The sequence below is a fragment of the Flavobacterium sp. genome (assembly GCF_043722275.1).
GTDB lineage: Bacteria > Bacteroidota > Bacteroidia > Flavobacteriales > Flavobacteriaceae > Flavobacterium.
In genome coordinates this window covers 1-20,824 of the sequence record NZ_JAYSPC010000148.1, presented here as the reverse complement: position 1 = coordinate 20,824, position 20,824 = coordinate 1, and the positions used below count along the sequence as shown (strand labels likewise).

General features: G+C 34.7%; 16 protein-coding genes. All 16 read right to left on the bottom strand.

The window, feature by feature from the left end; translation table 11 throughout:
• Positions 1-28: 28 nt before the first annotated feature.
• On the bottom strand, positions 29-424 hold the full coding sequence (locus ACHZDT_RS17750; protein ID WP_394775998.1) for a DKNYY domain-containing protein: 396 nt from the start codon (positions 422-424) through the stop codon (positions 29-31).
• A 152-nt stretch (positions 425-576) separates the two neighbouring features.
• Positions 577-1,323 carry a hypothetical protein gene (locus ACHZDT_RS17745; RefSeq protein WP_394775997.1) on the bottom strand — a complete coding sequence of 249 codons (747 nt, stop codon included), beginning with the start codon at positions 1,321-1,323 and terminating at the stop codon, positions 577-579.
• A 1,465-nt stretch (positions 1,324-2,788) separates the two neighbouring features.
• The gene (locus ACHZDT_RS17740; protein ID WP_394775996.1) at positions 2,789-3,634 is read right to left on the bottom strand and encodes an oxidoreductase; all 846 of its coding nucleotides are present in this window, start codon (positions 3,632-3,634) and stop codon (positions 2,789-2,791) included.
• Between the two features lie 38 nt (positions 3,635-3,672).
• The gene (locus ACHZDT_RS17735; protein WP_394775994.1) at positions 3,673-4,629 is read right to left on the bottom strand and encodes a polysaccharide deacetylase family protein; all 957 of its coding nucleotides are present in this window, start codon (positions 4,627-4,629) and stop codon (positions 3,673-3,675) included.
• Positions 4,630-4,681: 52 nt separating this feature from the next.
• Positions 4,682-5,362, bottom strand: coding sequence for a hydrolase (locus ACHZDT_RS17730; protein WP_394775992.1), 681 nt, complete (start codon positions 5,360-5,362; stop codon positions 4,682-4,684).
• Between the two features lie 66 nt (positions 5,363-5,428).
• Positions 5,429-5,926, bottom strand: coding sequence for a nuclear transport factor 2 family protein (locus tag ACHZDT_RS17725; RefSeq protein WP_394775990.1), 498 nt, complete (start codon positions 5,924-5,926; stop codon positions 5,429-5,431).
• Between the two features lie 41 nt (positions 5,927-5,967).
• The gene (locus tag ACHZDT_RS17720) at positions 5,968-7,341 is read right to left on the bottom strand and encodes an alginate export family protein (RefSeq protein ID WP_394775989.1); all 1,374 of its coding nucleotides are present in this window, start codon (positions 7,339-7,341) and stop codon (positions 5,968-5,970) included.
• Positions 7,342-7,423: 82 nt separating this feature from the next.
• On the bottom strand, positions 7,424-8,443 hold the full coding sequence (locus ACHZDT_RS17715) for an MBL fold metallo-hydrolase (protein WP_394775987.1): 1,020 nt from the start codon (positions 8,441-8,443) through the stop codon (positions 7,424-7,426).
• A gap of 247 nt (positions 8,444-8,690) precedes the next feature.
• Positions 8,691-10,460, bottom strand: a complete 1,770-nt coding sequence (locus ACHZDT_RS17710; RefSeq protein ID WP_394775986.1) for an amidohydrolase — start codon at positions 10,458-10,460, stop codon at positions 8,691-8,693.
• A 33-nt stretch (positions 10,461-10,493) separates the two neighbouring features.
• Entirely contained in the window at positions 10,494-11,498 is a 1,005-nt protein-coding gene (locus tag ACHZDT_RS17705; protein ID WP_394775985.1) for an alpha/beta fold hydrolase, read from the bottom strand.
• A gap of 47 nt (positions 11,499-11,545) precedes the next feature.
• A complete protein-coding gene (locus tag ACHZDT_RS17700; protein ID WP_394775984.1) occupies positions 11,546-12,334 on the bottom strand; it encodes an alpha/beta hydrolase in 789 nt (262 codons plus the stop codon).
• 178 nt (positions 12,335-12,512) lie between these two features.
• A complete protein-coding gene (locus tag ACHZDT_RS17695; protein WP_394775983.1) occupies positions 12,513-14,462 on the bottom strand; it encodes a sigma 54-interacting transcriptional regulator in 1,950 nt (649 codons plus the stop codon).
• Position 14,463: 1 nt separating this feature from the next.
• On the bottom strand, positions 14,464-16,017 hold the full coding sequence (locus tag ACHZDT_RS17690) for a sensor histidine kinase (protein WP_394775982.1): 1,554 nt from the start codon (positions 16,015-16,017) through the stop codon (positions 14,464-14,466).
• Between the two features lie 777 nt (positions 16,018-16,794).
• Entirely contained in the window at positions 16,795-17,586 is a 792-nt protein-coding gene (locus tag ACHZDT_RS17685; RefSeq protein ID WP_394775981.1) for an outer membrane beta-barrel protein, read from the bottom strand.
• 75 nt (positions 17,587-17,661) lie between these two features.
• A complete protein-coding gene (locus ACHZDT_RS17680) occupies positions 17,662-19,428 on the bottom strand; it encodes an Ig-like domain-containing protein (protein ID WP_394775980.1) in 1,767 nt (588 codons plus the stop codon).
• A gap of 771 nt (positions 19,429-20,199) precedes the next feature.
• Positions 20,200-20,388 carry a hypothetical protein gene (locus ACHZDT_RS17675; RefSeq protein WP_394775979.1) on the bottom strand — a complete coding sequence of 63 codons (189 nt, stop codon included), beginning with the start codon at positions 20,386-20,388 and terminating at the stop codon, positions 20,200-20,202.
• Positions 20,389-20,824: the final 436 nt, after the last annotated feature.

Genomic DNA, 20,824 nt, shown 5'->3' with positions numbered 1-20,824 from the left:
AACTATATAGATATTATTGTCTTTAGTATCACTGTTTTTCTTTTGGAATCTGAAACGTTTTTGCATTTGCATTTTGAATTTGTTTCCCGTAAAAAAAGACATAATTTTTATCTTTTGAATAGTTTTTGTCTCCATATGAATTTTCGTTTACAAAATCTATAATTTCAAATGTTTCAGGATCGGCATTCTTAATTAATTTACCTTTTAAATAGACATTGCTTTTATCTTTACCGTAACCTACCTCGAGTTCTTCAAAACTATCAGCATCAGCATTTTTAAGTAAGATTTTACAACCATGTCCGCCGTGTTCCGCAAAAGATGTTGGTTTTATTATATAATAAACATTGTTTTTATCTATAATGTAACCGTCACCGCAACTGGTGATAAATAATGATGCAAGTAGAATAAATAGTGTTTTTTTCATTATTTAGTTTTTGACTGCGTAACAATATAAATAGCTAGTCTTAAGCGAATTCTAAATCAATAAAATCCTCTAGTATCTATTTGTTGCGTTAAATACAATCGATCCTGAAGGATTGTTTCGTTAACCACAATTGTTTTTTGCTCTTTTGGTTTTTAAATTTCTTTTGAAATCACGTTTTGATTATCTTCTTTTTCGTCACTACGAGTAAATTCACCCTCTTCATCTTTTACATATATGGCACCGTTTGCCTCAATTTTAATAATTTCTAATTTTGACTGATTTAAAGAATAAAATATTTTTTTTGTCTCTACGGTAGGGATTTCTTCCAAATCATCATCTGAATAAATTGGAAACTCCATTACTATCATATTTTTATCAAAAGAATAAGTATTACCGCCCATGAAACCTTCTAACAATCCCCCTTGTAAATATTCCTTTTTATATAATTCCTCTTTTTCACATTTTAACAGTCTTTCATCTTTGTCCGAGGCGTATACATACAAATCACCTCCGGCTCCAGATCCTGAGGATCTTGTAAATAGATATATTTCCTCAAAACCGTCATTGTCAAGATCTTTTAGCTGTATTTTTTCAATTGGATCAATATCTTCTAATTCAATCGATTGGTCGTCTTTGAATCCTTTTGTAATTATGGTGATGGTCGATATCATGGGCCCAGTAGGATGCGTTTCGGTAAGAATAATTGTTTTTCCTGTTTTGGTTTTTAACTCCCTGGAATCCGTTATTTCATGAGCGCTTTTTGTATCGCCAACAACAGCATTTTTGCTCTTTTCATTTTTTACAGCCCTGTCTTTATTTGCAAAGTAAATTTTACAAATTCCTGCGCTTAAAAGAATTCCTGCAAGCACTGCAACGATTAAAATTGTTTTATTTTTCATTAAATAGATTTATTTTTTACTTGTGTTTTTTTACTATTTAGCTGCTTATTTATATATTATACCAATCATTCAGGTTATAAATGTACTCTCATGATTTTCATCTTTAATACACCAAGTCAACATTTCGTTCTTTTAGTATTAATGATTCCCATAATCCTAAATCCGAAGATTTACCAAACCTAAAATGTTTGCCAAAGTTTGTAGTACTAATGCGACAATCTTTAATGTAACTGAAATTATAATTCCTAAAAATTGCGATTCCAAATCCTTGTTTAAATGAAATCTGGTGAAAGAATGTTTACTGTTAATTTATTGAAGCTGAAATAATCTAATGTACGAAATAATTGAAAGGGCCTTTTTGCTAATGTTTTTGGATTTTAAAATTAAAGCCAAACCTAATCATAGAATCTGTAAAAAATCAATTTATGATATATACTAACTATCTACAACAATCATTTATATATCTATTTTATATCTACAATAAACTGCTGTTTTGAATAATAAAACGTTTGAAGATTGATTTTATTGAACTGATGTCTTATATAATCTAAATCAGTTTCAAAGTTAAGATTTAGTATTGTTTGATTAAGTAAGGGGCCATTTGCGTACTTGCGTATCAATATTCATATGGTTGGCAATTCCTTGGACTTAATAAAGATCAAATCACAATTTGCTAAATTGTATTCTAGCTGATGAAGAAAAACGTGTCGCCGGTTTGGAAAATGCAATGCACAACAAGACCCTGATTATGAATATTAAAGCATGAATTTGAACAATGTTTTGAAAGCTAATGAACAGAATAGCTCTGATTTTACTCGTGAAAGTTGTATATTAATATATAATTTCCAACTATCTATATATTATGTTCATGCTTGGTCTGTAACGATATTTTACCTTTCTAAGTTTTGGCAGAATCGTGGCACATGGAAATTTAGAAAAACAGAAGCCCCATAAGATCTATGGTTAGCGGATTTAGGTTCGAATATATTAAAACCCTAAACTTTTCTCTTTTGAATCAATAGAAACTATCTATCAAACATAAAAATATGAATTACTCACCAAATGCTAATTTCACTTCCAGAAATTAGATCTAAAGTATTCCGTAAATACATATGAATTTAAGGCACATATAAGATACAAATTTATAGATCATTATATACCTAATAATATAAAAAATGAGCAAATGCGAATAAAATTCAATAAACTGCTGTTTATAAATATCTTACTTTCTAAACAAAAAAAAAAACAGACAATCGATAGGTTCACCCGGATTTATAAAATATTAAAATACAAAGCGAATGTCCCATTAAACCTATTTAATAAATACGTTGAGATTTAATATTTAAAATTTGCAAGCATTACTTCAATTGACTTTTCTTTTGTCGCAATGCAAAAAAAATCTCATTCCAATTACTGTTTTGAAATCAGCTTTTTTTAAGTAAAAATATAGTAAGTAAACAATCCTTCACAATGCAAAATCGGTTGAAAAAGTAAGTTCTTTATTGACTTCCATTTCAGTTTTTAGCGAATCAATCTTATAATTTGCGAAACCATAAGCATCTGATCCTGTAAGTAAACGAAGCGGCGGCTGGGGATTTTGAGTAACTTTTATAATTAAATCAGCTACTTTCTCTGGATCGCCAAGTTGTTTACCTGGTAGATCATTTTGATGTGCATTTACACCTTCACGAATACTTGTATAATCTTCAATAGGGTTTTTAGAAGCAATTAAGGATGAGCTATTTAAAAAGTTTGTACGTACATAACCTGGTTCTATAAGAGTAACATTAATTCCGAAAGGTTTTACCTCTTGTGCAAGTGCTTCAGAAATCCCTTCGACGGCAAATTTAGTTCCACAGTAAACTCCCCAACCTGCTCCGGCAATTAAACCAAAAACTGACGAAAGATTAATAATGTGACCAAATTTTGCCGCTCGCATATGAGGCAAAACTGCTCTGGTAACATTCAATAAACCAAATACATTTACATCAAAATTGGCACGAACTTCGGCATCAGAGCTTTCTTCAATTCCTCCAATTAAACCATAACCGGCGTTATTAACAACAAAATCTATCGAACCAAAATGTTCTATAGCATTCCTTACTGCGTTTTTTACACTTTCTTCGTCAATTAAATTTACCTGTAAAGGCAAGAACTTATCAGACGAAATGCCAACTGCAGTTTTAAGCGTTTCTTTGTTTCGGGCAGTGGCAACAACATTAAATCCTTGTGCCAATAATTGTTTCACTAAAACAAGACCAATTCCTTGGGAAGTTCCTGTAATAAACCAGGTTTTATTTTCATTTTTCATAGCTGTTTTTTTAAAATTTATATTGAGAATAAGCTGAATTATTCACGTATGATGCTTTTATCTTCATAAGCCATTCGGGCAATTTCGTCTTTTCGCTTAAAACTAACCCCTTTATGTTTTTGAATATAACTAATGATTTCTGTAGTTGCGGCAACCATTTGCGGAGTGCCTCCTATACGATCATGAAAACTTATTGACATTTGTCTGCGCTTGTTTTCAGATTCTTTGTAAAGCTGGTCAAATTCCAGTATAACCTGACGCACAAACTGATCTGAACTAAAATTTTTTCCTTCTATCAAAACAATATCGTTACAGCGAATTGTGTATGGAACCACTGCAAAATCATTTCCTTTTACCTTTACTAAAAACGGCTCATCACGGCTTAAGTCGTCAATATGGTACTTAAAACCAAGTTCCTGCAAAATTTCCAGTGTATTTGTACCACGCCTTAACCAATTTGCATTATAGCCAACAGGTTCAAAACCGGTTGTTTTTTTAATAGCGTCTGCACCATCTTTAATGAACTTTTTTTCAGTTTCATAGGGCATAGAATATTGCGTTGCCCAGTCCATTCCGTGAGCGGCGGCTTCATGTCCTCTTGCTACAATTTCTTTGGCAAGATCCGGATTCTTTAATACCGCCGATCCCACCATGTGCGAGGTAACTTTGATTCCTAGTTTATCCCAATTATCGAGCATCCTCGGAATTCCTTCTTTGTACCCATATTGATACCAACTATCACCCGGAAGATCAATAAATCCTTTTTGCATGTTTTGCGGAAATGGACTTTCAGCATTTACAGGCTGACCGCCCGCTTCAAACTGCATCGATACAGATACAACCAAACGCGATCCGTCCGCCCATTTGGTAGCAGAAACTTCTTCATTGGTTTGTACATTTGCTTCTAAATCGCCTGCAAGTAAAGTATTCGTTGGCAGCAATCCTGCAAGCCCAACAAGGCTTGCTTGTTTAAGAAATGTCCGTCTGTCCTTCATAGTTGTTTCTTTAGAATTTATAAATTATTTACGACATCTTTGCTCCCGGTTATTAATGTTTAACCATCTGACGAGCATATTGTACCCCTACTCCATAACCTCCCGCATATTTAACCACAAGATCATTTACCGGTTTATAAGTTGCCTGTCTTGACCAGTCTCTTTGAAGTTCTAATAGATACTGAAGAGAAGTTATTGGGTGTGCGCCTGCCTGAACCATGCGCGTAATTGCCTGATCGTGAGATTCCTTACTTACGTCTCCGCATGCATCGGTAATCACATAAACATCATAACCTTCGCTAATGGCTGACAAAGCAGGACCAACAATACATACGCTCGTCCATAATCCGCCGAAAACCAGTTTTTTCTTGTTTTTACCCACAATGGCTTTGTAGGCGTTTACATCTTCCCAAGTGTTCATCGTAGTACGATCGATATAGGTAGATTCCGGGTATAATTCCAGAATTTCAGGAAACATTGGTCCGCTGAAAGATTTTTCGGCAACGGTAGTAACCACAGTCGGAATATCAAATATTTTAGATGCTCCGGCCACAAGTGCAACATGATTTCGTAATTGGTCTATACTAATACTGCTGGTTGCAAAAGCCATCTGACCTTCATAATCTATTAGTACTAATGCATGATTTGTAGGGTTTAACAATGCAGGACCCGGTTTTTGGCAAAATCCTGTAACAGTAACTAAAATTAGTACTGCAGATAGTAAATTTTTCATGGTGAATAAATTAAAGTTAGTATTGATTTTGGTTTTTGAATGGAAAAATAATTTCAATTTTTATTTTTATTGAAGCGCTTTTTCTATAATTAATGTTTCTTCGTACAAGGAAAATTTGGTTATCAAATTGTTTTCCACCGTAATATGTATCGCCAAAGGCATCTTGAAATGTTTATCGGTTTTCTTTACCGTTCGTTCTACAGTTCCAAATACCGCCACTTCATTCCCACGCAGCAAAAAGGATTGGGCTTCGAGCTTTTCGCTTCCATCAATAAAATAACTGAACAGGGTTTTGAATAATTCTGAAATTTCTTCCCGCTTAGAACGGTGTCCCGTCCAGGGCATATATTTTGATTCGAAAATGTACCAGTCGACATTTTGAGAAACCATCGAGGCAATTTTTTCGGGGTTTTTGGCGCCAACATATCCAAAGAATTTATCTACAGTTTGTTTGGTATTGGTTTCTTCATCAGAATATACCTGTGCCTGTATTGAAAAACTAACCAACAGCAATATTGCTATTAATTTTACATTTTTCATTTTTGATTGCATTACTGTTTCCATAATTATCTTTTTAAATTTTTCCTGTGATTTTAGTTTGAAATTTAAAAGTGAAGCTGCATTGTAATTCCTGTAAAGAATATATTTTTACCTGTTCCGGATGCTTTTATATAATCTTCCGCTTCAAACCAAGTTGCTTCAAGCCTGAAATATAAATATTGATTGGGCTCCCAGACGATTTCGCTTTCAAACTGATTTCCAATTTTCTTTTCTGTTGTTGTATCTCCGGGATAAATCAGTGTTGTATTTGGCGCATAAATGCCGTCGTTGCCGCTGTATCTCCAAAACATATCATAATCAATAATCCAATCGATGTTTTTGGCGATTTCCAAACTTAGTGAAGGATGAAAATCAATCAAATTAGAAGGTCCGATTACGGAAGCCAATCCAAAATAAGCGCCTCTTGGAAAAAGCGGATTGAAAGTCTGCAAACTATTGTCGCCAACATTTTTGTCTCCGCTAATTACTTCGGCTTTAAAGCCAAATTCCGGACGAAACTTTACCTCATTAAAACGATATCCGGCATTAATAGAAGCCGTCCACGCATTGATACTTTTTTCGGCAACATCACCAAACTGGTAAACCGCTTCGCCATCGTAACGCCAGTTTCCCGTTTTTCCCCAAATACGCGTTCCTACTGAATGTCGTTTTTCTTTCCCTTCGGCATCATTAAATGCTGCATTTGCTCTTTGATAACCCAAATAATAAACATCAATATTTTTGATGATCGGTATTTTATTAAAAACCAGATAACTTCCCCATAGCTGTCTGCCTTTATTCGATGCATCGTCAAATATACCGTCGTGCGCCACTACATAATGAGTGTAAAATAAATCAGCTGTAAAATCTTGTTTTGCTATTATCGCCTTTACACCATCAAAAGATTGCCGGTTATTAGGGCCTTCCCGAACGGCAACTAAACGCTGTGATCCATAGCTGAGTTCCTGCCTTCCTACTCTCAAAATCAGCCTTTTATTTCCTTCATTTATAAGATTTAAATCACCAAAAGCCTGATGTGCTTCAAGCGGATTTTGTTCCACAGGATTGGGATCAATTCTTCCGTCAGCCATACTGCTTTGCGCCTGAACAAAGATTCTGAAGTACTTTCCGGCATGAAAATCAGCATGAAACAAATATCTTCCTAAAACATAACCATCGTTATCCTGAGGACCATCGCCCCAATTTTCATTTTTAGCATAGAAGTACTGAAACCGTATATCGCCTCCAAAACTGATATATGTTTTTTTTGAAGAAGAAAGAGGAAGGAATTTCATTTTTTTATACCAATTATTAGTAACGGTATCATTTTCCAAAACACTGTAATTCTCATCAAACCGAAGGGATTTAAACTCCGGATACTGCTGTGCAAAACCAGAAAATGAAAGCAATAAAACCACTAATAGGATCTTGTTTTTCATAATTCAATTTTTAAATTTTAAACATCTAGAAACATTGTATGCGATTTCTAAATATTTTTAATTTTTAATTCTCAATTTTTAATTACTTACTTCCATTTTGTTTAATATCCTTGTACGCATTTGGCACATTGAAATTAAAATGAAGCCAGTTAAAAAGTTCATACCCTTTATCAAATTCTTTCATGGTTACGGCAGCTTTGGTTTCTTCTAAAGTGAGCCCTTTTTTGACGGCATTTTCAACATTGGTCTGCAAAGCGGTCACATAATCGATGGTATATTTAATTCCGGCTTTATTGGTAATGCGTCCGTGTCCCGGAACTACAATATCCTTATCAGAAATCATGTTGTAAATTTTGTTCAGGTTCTGAACCGGCTCTAAAAAATAACCGTCAAATAACCACGGAATCGTTGGACTTTCGGCAATAAAAGGATTTCCAGCCCACAATACATTTCCCGAAGGCGATTTGAGATATACAAAAAGATCTGCCGGAGATTGCGCGGTTCCTACATTGATAACCTCAACAATATTGCCTTTTCCCATATCAATTTTCATGGTTTGGTTGATGGCTATTGTAATGTCGGCAGCACGATAAAAGCTCTCTTCAATTCCTCTTCCTTTACCAAAAAGCATAATCATAAACTGTTTGATATTATCGTAATTTTTAGAAAGGTTTTCTTTGCAGAATTCGTTCTGAATTACAATTGTTTCTTTCGGAAGCAGATAATTCCCAAAACAATGATCGCCGTGATCGCTCGTATTTATAGCGTAAACAATAGGTTTTGGCGTAACAGATCGTATCAATTTATAAAGCTGGTCGTACAATCTTTTGCTCAGCATGGTTTCAATGAGTAAAACGCCTTTTTCGCCCACGATAAATCCTGCCGAAGTTGCCTGTGCAATACCTTTTGTGGTTTCGGCTTCAGTTGTACTTGGTGAAACAGCATAAACATTATCTGAAATTTTATGCAATTTTAAAGTCACTTTGTTAGCATCCCAAATGGGCACATGATCGGGCATTGGAAATTGTGCATAAACTGCTGTATTGGAGAACACACAACATATGATGATCGCCAATCCCGAAATTATTTTTTGAATTTTCATGATCTGAATTTTATATATTTTGTTATTAAATCATTTCGATATAAATAATTTTAACACATAGATAAATGCTGATTTTAAAATCTATGAGAAAGTTTTTCACGCAGATTTACTTCGCCTGTTCGCTATCGCTCGGGTGGCAGATTAAGCAGATTTTTTTAATCTATTTAATCCTTTAATCTGTGGCATTTATTTTAAAGTCTGCGTTTTATATATTAAAACTAATTACACCAAACGAATTTATTTATGATTAAAGTTTTTTAGCATAACCGCCAAAGTATTTCACTGGCGACCAATCCGGAATTACCGGAGCAATTTCAGGATCGAGTGACTTAAAATCTCTCGCGCCATACACAATTTTTCCGTTTACAATCGTTAAATCCGATTCGATATTTCGAACTTTATCATCTGAAATTGTAAAATAATCCTCTGATAAAATTGATAAATCAGCATACATTCCTTTTATCAATTCTCCTTTTTCTTTTTCTTCTCCCGAAAACCACGCACTTCCGGAAGTATACAATTGAAGTGCTGTGAATTTATCCAAAACCTGATCTTTTGTCCAAAACTGCATTCCTCCCAATGTTTTTCCTGTAATGAGCCAATGCAGCGCCATCCAAGGATTGTAGGTTGAGATTCGGGTCGCATCCGTTCCCATGCCGACAGGAATTCCCATTGCCAAAATTTTTTTGATGGGAGGCAATTGTGTTTTTGGAACGCCATATAATTTTTCATACAATTCGCCCTGAAAATACATTCTGAATTGAACTGCGATTCCGCCATTTAGCGCTTTCACTCTTTCTAATTCCTGAGGCGTAATGGTTTCGGCATGATCAAAAAACCAGCGCAATCCGTTAAACGGAATTTCTTTATTTACTTTCTCAAAAACATTCAGCATTCTGTCAATCGATTCACCATAAGTTGCATGCAATCGAAACGGCCATTTGTTTTTTACGAGCAGTCGGATAATGGGTTCAAGATCTTTTTCCATTTCATCCGAAAGGACAATTCTTGGTTCCAGAAAATTTTCAAAATCTGCAGCCGAAGCAACAATATTTTCTCCGGCGCCTTCTTCGGTATAACCATTTGCTACTAAAAGATTATCGTTTTTATTGATAACAGTTTCAGCAACCCATTTTTCGTAATCCTGAAGTTCTTTTCCTTTTTGCTGGGCAAAGAGATAATAGGAAATCCTCAGGTTCAGTTTTCCTTGTTTCGCCAATTCCATCGAAGTCTCATAATCTGCCGGGAAGTTCTGAGACCCTCCCGCAGCATCAATCACGGATGTTAATCCAAAACGATTGAGTTCACGATTAAACTGAAGCGAACTGTTGATTCTTTCTTCGGGAGTTAGTTTTGTGGTTAATCCCAATGTGGTATAAATGGCTTTTGGTGTTTCTTTTGCAAACATTAATCCGGTTAAATTTCCGTTTTTGTCTTGTTCCAAAATGCTTCCTTCGTAGTGCGTATCTTTGGTATAACCTAAAACTTCGATTCCTTTTTTGTTCAAAAATGCTTTACCATACAAATAGGTAATAAAAACAGGTTTGTCAGGAACTGCCGCGTTTATTTCATCAATCGTTGGCTGTCTTTTTTCTTCAAAACCAAATTCATTCCAGCCTCCAATCACTTTAATCCAAACTCCGGGCGGTGTTCTGGCTGCTTGCTCTTTAAGCATTTCCATCGCTCTCTTTAAAGTTTTTACGCCATCCCAACGCAATTCTGAGTTGTAATTCAGCCCTTCCCGAATCACGTGAATATGACTGTCGTTTAAACCCGGAACAACGGTTTTGCCTTTTGCATCGATGCTTTTGGTTGCTGTTGTTTTATAATTATCTAAAATGCTTTTTGAAGTTCCCGTTGCCAAAATAATTCCGTCTTTTACCGCCAGAGCCTGAACAAATTTGCCGGATTTTTGCATCGTGGCAATTTTTCCGTTGTAAATAATCAGATCTGCTTTTTCCTGAGACTGTACCAACAGACCAAAGAAAAATAATAGTAATACAAATAGTTGTTTCATTTTTTTAGATTTAATTGGTCAGTTTCTGTTACTTTATTTTGCAAGGAAAAAAGCCAGCAAATCTTTTTGTACCTGAGCGGTATTTTCCTGAACCAGCCAGTGTCCGGAACCTGCAATTTTTGATTCGGTTACATTTTCGGCAACTAATTTAGAATGCTCTTTTAGGAAAGCTGCCGCAAAATATTCTCCGCCCATTGCCAGTAAAGGCATTTTAAGTTTTGTTTTTGCAAAAACCAGATTATCTTTTCCGTCCTGCGGAAAATTCCCAAACCATTTAAAACTTGATTTTGCAGCATCTTTAACCGAATATGCTCTAACAAATTCAGCTGTTTCTTCTGCCGTAAAAGGATCTTTTACATGTCCTACCATTGGCCAGAAATTAGTTAGGAATTCTTTTTCTTTTCCTTTTACAATATCTCCGGAAGCCGGCCAGGCAAAAAATCCAAACCACCATGCTGAAGCCGAAACCTGAGACCAAACCGGTTCAATACCCGGAAGCAGTGCATCCATCAGTGCTAATTTTTTGACTTCGCTGCCATATTGAGCTGCATACGCATAAGCTACCATAAGTCCGATATCATGGCCAGCCAGATTAACTGAATTGTATCCCAATTTTTTTACCAGTTCGTGAATATCTGTTGCCATTGTTTTTTTATCGTAACCGCCTTCAGGTTTGTCAGATTCGCCGACTCCTCTTAAATCAGGCGCGATTACTGTAAAATGTTTCGACAATTCAGGTAATAAGCGATTCCACATATACCAATTTTGTCCAAAACCATGAACCAATACAAGTGGATCTCCTTTACCGCCAATAACGTAATGAATGTTTACGCCATTTACCAACGCAGTGGCATGTTTAAAATTCGCAGGTGGATTTGCAGGTTCTGCCTGAGGCGTTTCGGTTGCGGTCGCTGGTTTTGTTTCTGTTACCGGAGTTTCTTCTGTTTTTTTATTACAGGAGATTAAAATCAATAATAAAAGTCCGAAGGATAAAAGCTGGACTGCTCTGTTTTTGGTGTTTAATAAATTCGTTTTCATAATTAAAATTTTAAATTGGTTATTAAATAAATTGGTTATTATAATTTTTATGCGGGCAGTTTCATTATCCATTCATGTATATAAACTGCAATTTCCTGCCAGCCGGGTTGGTTTAAAACAAAATGATTTCTGTCGGGGAAAACCTTAAAATCTGTGATCGAATTTTTATGAGTATATTTTTTGTAGTTCGAATAATTGAGCGATTCCGGAATAGTATGATCCGTTGATCCTGCAATTAGTAGTAATGGATTATGAGCAGCATGAAAATCTACTTTTGCAACTGAAGTAATAGTATCGCGAACAATTAATTTAGACTCCGGAATAACAGATTCGAAATATGATTTTTCCTGCCATTCTTCGGGCATTCCGTTAGTAAACGCATACTGCCACTGACTAAAATTCATTAGGAAAGTTTTTTTTGCAGAAGTAAAAAACCCAAGTGGTCCCCAGCCGGCTTTTAAAAATGAAAATTTAAAAGTCATAATTCCCTGTGGCGGAACCGAATGTATGGCAATTGCGGCTGATGCCAAATTACGCTGTAAAAGTATCTGAGCGATAAGTCCGCCAATAGAGTGACCGATAATAATAGGTTTTTGAGGAAGGTTTTTGGCCACATCATCAAAGTATTCGATTAATTGGGTTAATCGCAGACCTGCAACCTGAGAATCCGGATGGCGATCGCGTAAAACAGCGGCTGGGGCGTCTTTGTAAGGCCACGCCGGAGCAAGAGTTTTAAAGCCTTTACTTTCAAAAAAAACGATCCATTCGTCCCAGCAATTATTGCTTACAAATGCACCTGTAATAAAAAGTATTGTAGTAGGGTTTTCAGTTAGCATAATACATATTTTAATGTTATGCCAAAGTGTAAACTAAAACTGAACCTTTTTTGCAACTAACTAATTATCAGTTATTTATATTTAAAATTTAAATTTTGAACGACTATATTTCGTCGGAAAACGAAAATAAAGCAACTTAATATCGTTCGTTCAACCATTTAAGCTGATAATCAACATTTTAGAAGTGACTTCTCTTTATGCCTAATTTCTGCATTCTTGAAGCCAGTGTTGTTGGCGGAAGTCCCAATATTTCTGATGCTCCGCCGGTTCCTCTAATTCTTCCGTTGCATTTTTCCAAAACATTTATAATATGTTCTCTTTCATTTTCCTGAATGGTTTTAAAATACCATTCATTTGACTTGTTATTTATTTTAACTTCGTCGAAAGCCGGAAGCGGGATATGTTCAATGGTATCTGTTTTTGCTAAAAGAATACTTCTTTCAATAAGATTTTCAAGTTCACGAATATTTCCCGGCCATTGATACGCTAAAAGGCTTTTTAAAGCGCTTTCTGCTATTTCGGTTACATTTTTTCCCGTTTTAGAACTATAGACAGCAATAAAATGACGGGCAAGAAGACCAATATCTTCTTTTCGCTCCCGTAATGGCGGCAGCTGAATAGGAAATACATTTAACCGATAATACAAATCAAGTCTGAAACGTCCATCGGCAACTTCTTTTTCGAGATTACAATTTGTAGCCGCAATAATTCTAACATTTACTTTTATGGAAACATTTCCTCCAACACGTTCAATTTCTTTTTCCTGAATGGCCCTCAGCAATTTTGCCTGCATTTCTAATGGCATATCACCAATTTCGTCCAGAAATAAAGTACCATTATCTGCTTGTTCAAATTTGCCAATCCGTCTTTCTGCTGCGCCTGTAAAAGATCCTTTTTCATGTCCGAATAACTCCGATTCTATGAGGCTTGGCGGCAACGCAGAACAATTAATTTTAACAAAAGGCTGATTCTTTCTTTTCGAAAGCTCCTTGATACTATGCGCAATGCTCTCTTTTCCTGTACCGCTTTCTCCAGTAATTAAAACTGTTGTATCAGCGGGAGCCACTTGTAAAATATGATCAAATATTTTTAGCAGCACCGGACTTTTTCCAACGATCGATTCAAAACCTGAATTTTTAATATTCTTAGAGGTAACAGGATTTTCAGAAGACGTATTTATTTTGTCTAATTTCTTGTCATGACTGATTAAGTTTTCAATTGCAAAAATTAAAGGTTCCTGAAGCCTTTCGCATAGCGTTAAATGATTTTTGTTATAATTGTCTGCCTGTCTACTGAAAAAAGACAAATATAGTCCGCCATTATCACTGATTGATAAAGGAACGGGCAGCATGAGATTCGAATACATATTCATTGAGGAAGCGATCATTTTTTTGATTGGAGTTTTATGGCATATTTTTATAAAATCCTCTCCATTATAAAAAGTGGCTTCGGTCTCAACCTTACTTTTGTTTCGTAATTCGGTAATTTCAGCCTGCTTTAAGCCTGTAATATTTTGTAATTCTTCAATTCCTATGCGTTGGTATTCGTGTAAGCCCGTCCTTGCATAACCCAAAACTCTGCTGGATAATTTATTGTCTAAATAAAAAACTGCCATTACCAGGTCAAAAGAAATAAGGGACTGCAATGCACTAATAATGTTTAGAACCCGGTCATCCCAAGTACCACTTTTTGTGACTATAGCTTTTAATTGCTTCTGAAACAAAAGCTCTTTTCTAATGGAAGATTCTATGCCGTGATGCTGATGATATTCGGCAATTTCAATGGTAATTAATAAATCTTTTTCTCGAAATGGTTTAACCAAAAAGCCATGAGGATGGGTAAGTTTAGCTTTATTCAGCACTTCTTCATTAGAATTGGCAGAAAGATAAATAAATGGAATATCATCTTCTTTCAATATTTCAGCAAGATCAATACCGGTTTCTTTTCCCGAAAGGAAGATATCTAACAATACCAATTCCGGCTTTTCCTGTGCAATATAATATTTGGCATCTGATACTGAACGCGCCATTCCTATAACAGAATGTCCGGCTTTTTTGAGCATTAGCCGCAAATGATTTGCCTCAACAAACTGATCTTCAACAATAAGTATTTTTAGTGGTTTTGCCATTTTAAAGAATTAAATTAATGAAGTTGTTTTCGTTAATAGTAAATTCCAAAGTTATTTTGGTGCCATTTTCACTAGAGATTTGAAACTTTCCTTTGATGTCATCTGAAAGTCCATACATTAATTTTATGCCTAATGAAGGACTTTCATAAGGATCAAAATCACCCGGAAGTCCTATACCGTTATCCTGAATGATTAAAACATAACTTTTATTGTCATTTGTTTTAAGCGAAATAGTAATCACTGCATTTTTATGATTTGGAAAAGCATATTTAATCGCATTTGTAACTGCTTCGTTAAAAATTAGTCCAATTGGTATTGAATGAGACAATGGCAGATTAAAACTGTCAATATCAATTACAAACCGGATTGATTTCCTGATTTCGAATGAATCTTTTAAGTATTCTGTTAATTCATATATGTAAGATGGCATATCAATTATTGATAAATTCTCTGACTGATATAATTTTTGATGAATTAAAGACATTGCATGAATTCTGTTCTGACTACTGTTAATCGCCTCAACAGCCTCTGCATTTTTTAAAAATTCAGCCTGACTTGCAAGCAAACCTACCACCATATGTAAATTATTTTTTACTCTGTGATGAATTTCACGCAAAAGCCATTCTTTTTCAATCAACATATTTTGAAGTGTTAGATTTTTTTGATTGATCTCCTCTTGTTTCACTTCCAAAAGCCTGTTTGTTTTCTTCTTAAACATAAAGCTTTTATAAAGTAACCCCAGTATTATAAGCAAAAGGACAACAAAAGTTACCATGGAATTACGTAAAAATACCTCGTTTTTAAGTTTGCTTTGCTGCAACAAGGTTTTATTTTTAAGTTTGATAATATCCATGCTTTTCTTTTCTGTTTCATAAATAATATTCAGTCTGGAGGAAATAGGATAAATATCATTTTCTGTAAGATTAGCTGCTTTATAGAAAAATATAGCTTTTTTTAACGAATTTAGCGAGTTGTGAAAATCTGAGATTGAAAAATACAATTCACTGATTTCTTTGTAGCAGTCACCGCTTCTCTTATTGTTTCTGCACTTTTCAAATAGAGATGCGGCTTTAAAAATTGGATCTAATCTCTCTGCTATTGGTGCATTAGTACGCATTTTAGCTGACCAGACCATTACCCACGCTTCTCCCAAATCTTTTGTTTGATTTGTTTTGGCTAATTTTTCTATTGCTTTTCTGGCGTTGACTTCTATCATTGAATTGTTATTTCTCAATTCCTGCACCATGGAAAGTTGTAGATAACATTTACCAGAATATATATTAGAATGAAGAGTCTGGCTTATACGAAGGGCTTCCTCAGCATATTGAAATGCCTTTTGCAATGTTTTAGGGTTGTTATAAGACACTTCATACCAGTCACTTACTTTTAATAAAATTTTGACTTTCTTTATGCTTTCAGGTACTGTAATAAGCAATTCCTCTGCTTTTTTTACCTGCTGTTCGTTATAAGCGAGTTCTTGATCTGAATCATTTTTGAGAACGGAGATATTTTTTTCCGCTATTCCGTCCTGCGTTATGCTGTTAAAATTAGCCAATGCATGTACCTCTCCAAATGTAAACCACACAAGGAGAAACAGAATTATTCTGTAGTGCTTTGAGAGCATTTTCTTAGAAATTTAATAAACTCAACGAAGGTATCGATAATTATTTATTTAAATTTAAAATATTTGATAATTGACTGCCAACGATATATCGTTGCTTTGCTGGTGTTATATTTTAATAAAATATAACATAACGATTGTTTCGTTATAAAGTAACAGATATAAAGTTTTAATTCACAAATTCCGTTAAATAGAAGGCATAAAGTCGACCATTTCATCCGATAGTTCGTCGAAATGGCGTATTTTAAGAAGATTGAAAGTTTAAATCTAATTGATTTTTCTCTATATTCAATTTGTGACAAGTTCGCGTTTGCTTAAAAAATTTTCCAAATACAGATTGATCTTAAAAATATCAATATTTAGAGCTCAAGTCATAAACTATTAATAATAACCGATTTTTAGTGATGTTAATACTCTAAATTTATAAAATTAAATGCTTTCTTTTAAACCTTGGCAGGCCTTAATGGAAAAACCCGCCACATGCTGTTAAGTGTGAACGGGCGTCCATAATAAACATAATCTTCAATTTATGTTTACTTACAAAATAATTATTATACTGTCGAATTTAGTCCTATTTTACAAGTACTATAATTATTTAAATTAAGATCGTAAAAACATAATTCTTAAAGAAAATACCTCAAGTAGGCTAAGTTGCGGGAAATTTTCAGGTTCATTTAGAGACCTTTTTGATGCTGTAACTCCAACATGAGTTTAAATTGCATTTCCTTTTCCAAATTTAAGAGCCATACCAACTCTAAGAGCCGTTACACTCCAAGTCTCGGTTGATCGGGGATGTTGTCCAAAATAAGGCTGAAAATTTATAAAAGGAGATAAAATAAATTGCGTTTTATGATATTGTGATGATAATGGAATATCAAAACCAGCTCCAATCTGCATCGAAATAATCGTTTTGTTTATGGCATCAAAATCACCTCGTACATCAGTAGTTGCTTCTGGATCAGGATAAGCCGTATTAGTTGCTAATGAATATTTAAATGCTTTATCTAAATTAAAGGCCAGACGTGGTCCTCCGTACAAATAAAAATTTGATTTAAAAGGTGCAAAACGAATGCTTGGTTCTACAGTAATATAACTCAAATCTGTAGATAAATCTGCTGGGCAATTACATGCAGTCATTTTCTGATCAAAAGAACCCTTCCTACTATCATAACCAGCCTGAAACATGAATCCCAACCTCATATCGGGTTTGTGAAATTCAACAAGTGGAGCCAAATAAAGACCTGCACCTTCGCCATTATGAAAGGTGACCGGAGGAGTTATATTTGAGTTAAGCTGATGGGTGGAACCACGGTAAAAACTATAGTTCGTAGCGCCTGCAACACCAAAGAACCAAGAAGGCTTAGTATAATAGACTTCTTGCGCCTGAAGCGTTGTTTGAACACCGAGACATAATAAAGTTAATAGCAAAAATTTATTTAATAAAGTTTTATCGGAAGTATTGGTTTTATGTAATTTTGTTTTAAAACTAATGTTAGTTTTCATTTACTTTTATTTAGTTATTGTTTTTATGAAGAAAAATCCCGTCCAAAAACGGGATATAATATTAGTAAATGTTATTTATGGAACATTAATAGTTGTATTGACCATGGTAACAGATGCGACTAAAGATATCGCTCTTCCGTTTAGCACTGTTTGATTTGTATTTCCTGCAGTAGAAAAAGTAACCCCCGAATTAGCAATTATAGTCCCCACCATAGTTCCGCCACCGGCACTGTTAATAGTAGCCGCACTACCTACATACCAAAAAACGTTTTTAGGTAGTCCGCCATTTATCATTATTACACTTTTGGCACCTGTTGGTCCTGCAATTCCGACCGTTAGTCCTGAAGCAGTTTGAAAAATCCAGGTCGCATTGGGATCACCCTGAGCGTCAAGCGTTAGGTTGCCATTGCTGATTTTGAAAGTACCGCTTGCTGATTTGTAAACACCGGGAGCTAATGTCAAGCCACCTAATTCTCCAGCATTTGGATCTGACCCACCTGGTTTTGCTGCTGGTGAAATACTTAAATATGCTGCATTTGCGTCTAATAGTCCTTTTTGTGCAATTGCCAATGAAGTGGCTGTTCCAGGAACTGGCGGTGCAGTAAAGATATCACCTGTAACATTTCCAACATTCAGAGGTGTTTCGGTGTATACAATAAGGTCATCATGAAATCCTGTAACAAGGGTTGAGGCAGCAGTGGTACTTATACTTCCATTGTTTATCACTGTATTTAATCCTTGGTTGGTGATTCCGGCATTTCCACCAAAAGCTCCAAACATAGCAGCAGTACCAAGATCTACGATTATAGGTGCAGGAGGTAACAGTATAGTAGTGAAATTCCAAACATAGTCGTTAGCTAATGGAGTTCCTGATGCACTTTTTGCCCCCTTAGTTATTGTTGCCGTGTAGACTTTACCTAATACCAGTGAATTTGTCGGATTAAATGAAGCTGTAGTACCAGAGTAAGAAACTGTCCCTGGAACTGTTGTTGTGCCTTGTTTTAAAGTAAATGTTGCAGCTGCAGTAATTGATGCTGGGTCCATTACCATACTGAAATTTGCGGTTACAGTTTGATTCAAAGCTACATTAATGGCATTATCCATAGGATCTGTAGTAGCCACTGTCGGTACCATATCTGTTGTAAAACTCCACGTATAATCTGTTACCATTGCTGTATCTAGTGAATTTTTGGCACCAGTTGTTATTGTTACAGTATAAACTTTATTAGTTAATAAAGCAGTTGTAGGAACAAAAGATACTGTTGATCCTATATATGAAATTGTTCCGGTTACTGCATTAACGCCCTGATTAACCTTAAAAGTGGCATTGTTTAATGTGGCTGAATTCATAGGCATATTAAATGTTGCCGAAATTTTTTGATTTAACGGCACTGCAGTAGCATTATTGATAGGATCTGCAGTAATAACTACAGGTCTTAAGAGTGTCCCTGTTGAAAATACCCATACATATTCAAGTTGCAAAAAATTACCTTTAAGGTCTTTTGCTTTTGTTGTAATTTTTGCTGTATATGTTGTATTCTCTGCAAGCAAAGTTTGTGGAGTGAATGAAGCTGTTTTTCCAGAATAAGTAATTGTTCCAGCAATAGGCAACGTTCCGGCTACAATAAAGGAAGTGGAAGTAATTGAACTTTGATCCATCTCCTCATTAAACGTAGCTGAAATAACCTGTCCAAGTGGGACATTTAACGCATTACTCAAAGGTGTCGTCGACTCGACTGTAGGGCATACTCCAACTACTTCTTCAAAGTCATCATTTTGACATCCTGTAATTAATGCAAAACATATTATTACAAAGGTTAACAGTAAAATTTTAATTTTCATTTTATTTAAATTAGGTTATTTTGATTTGGTAAAGGTGATGCCGAATGGTACTTAAACATTATACTATTATGACTAAATAGTTGTATGATTAACATCTTGGATGAATCCGTCATGAAAATATTTCGATGATACGAAAGGTTTAGTTTGTTGTCTTCAAAATTTCATACTACGACTATCCGAAGAATACCGTAATAATATTATAGATAGCGAAATACATGGTATTAGAAAAAAAAGACCTTATACAAAAATATAATCTTGCCTACCCTTCTATCCGTTTATGTGTTCAAAGAGGAGAATACAGTTAAAAGAAATGCTTATAGATTGCTGTAGCATTGAATTGGACTGCCGTGGAAAAGTAATGACTGTTATATCAAAAAAGAATTGTAGCGGAGGAAATTGCTAATAACATTCCATCATTTTTTAAGTTGATACGTCTTTATAAGTATTAACATAAAAATTTAAATTATGAAAAACAAAATGTTCTTAACTCTAGCTGCACTGGTATATCTGTCGGGAGTATTTTCGCTGACGCAAACCTAAAAGAAACGGAAACTGCTACTAAAAAAAACTGTACTGACAAAATTAGGGTTCGAATGCTCAGTTGACGACTAAAAGGGTAATATTATGAAAGTAATTTACCAATAGTTTTTTTTATTTTAAAGGTCATTTAAAAATTTATTGTCCTTTAATTTCAATCGTGTCAACTATAATGCATAATTGGATTTGAAATTTATTCCGAAAGGTATTTTCTTTCTATTTTTCTTGTGTCAGTTAGTAATGAATGAATTTTTCTTCAAACTGCTTTTTAGGTGGTAAATCGGTCCAGTATTCAGTAACTATTATCCCATCTTTGTGCATTTCAAGTAATTCTATTTGTTCACGACTGCTTTCTGCGAAGAGTATTAATCCAATTGGTGTTTTTTCATCTTCATGCTTTTCATACTTGTCCAACCATCGCAATATAACTCCATTTGTCCTTTGTGTTAGCTTAGAATTTCCCTAATTTTAAGTTCAATTGCGACTAGTCTTTTTAATATACGATGATAAATTAAAATCTTCACCATCTATAATCATTCTTTTTTGGCGTTCCATAAATGTCAATCCCTTCCCTAGCTCAAGATGAATTTTTCTAACTCATGCGATATTGCCTGCTTTAAATCTTTTTCCAAATAGGCATTTCCTAAATTTAGAAAATCCAATAAAAGAGGATTTTTATATTAGTACTGTAAATTATATGGGGGATGATGTTGTTTGATATTGGCTATTACGGTACGTTCAAAAGTTTTTGCCGCTATTGCTTGCGCAAATCCCTAACGCTTATTAACTGGTCGCTTACCTGATTAGCATAGAACAGTTTAGCTTCCGGATTTTTGATAGGTATTACTGCTAAAAAGTG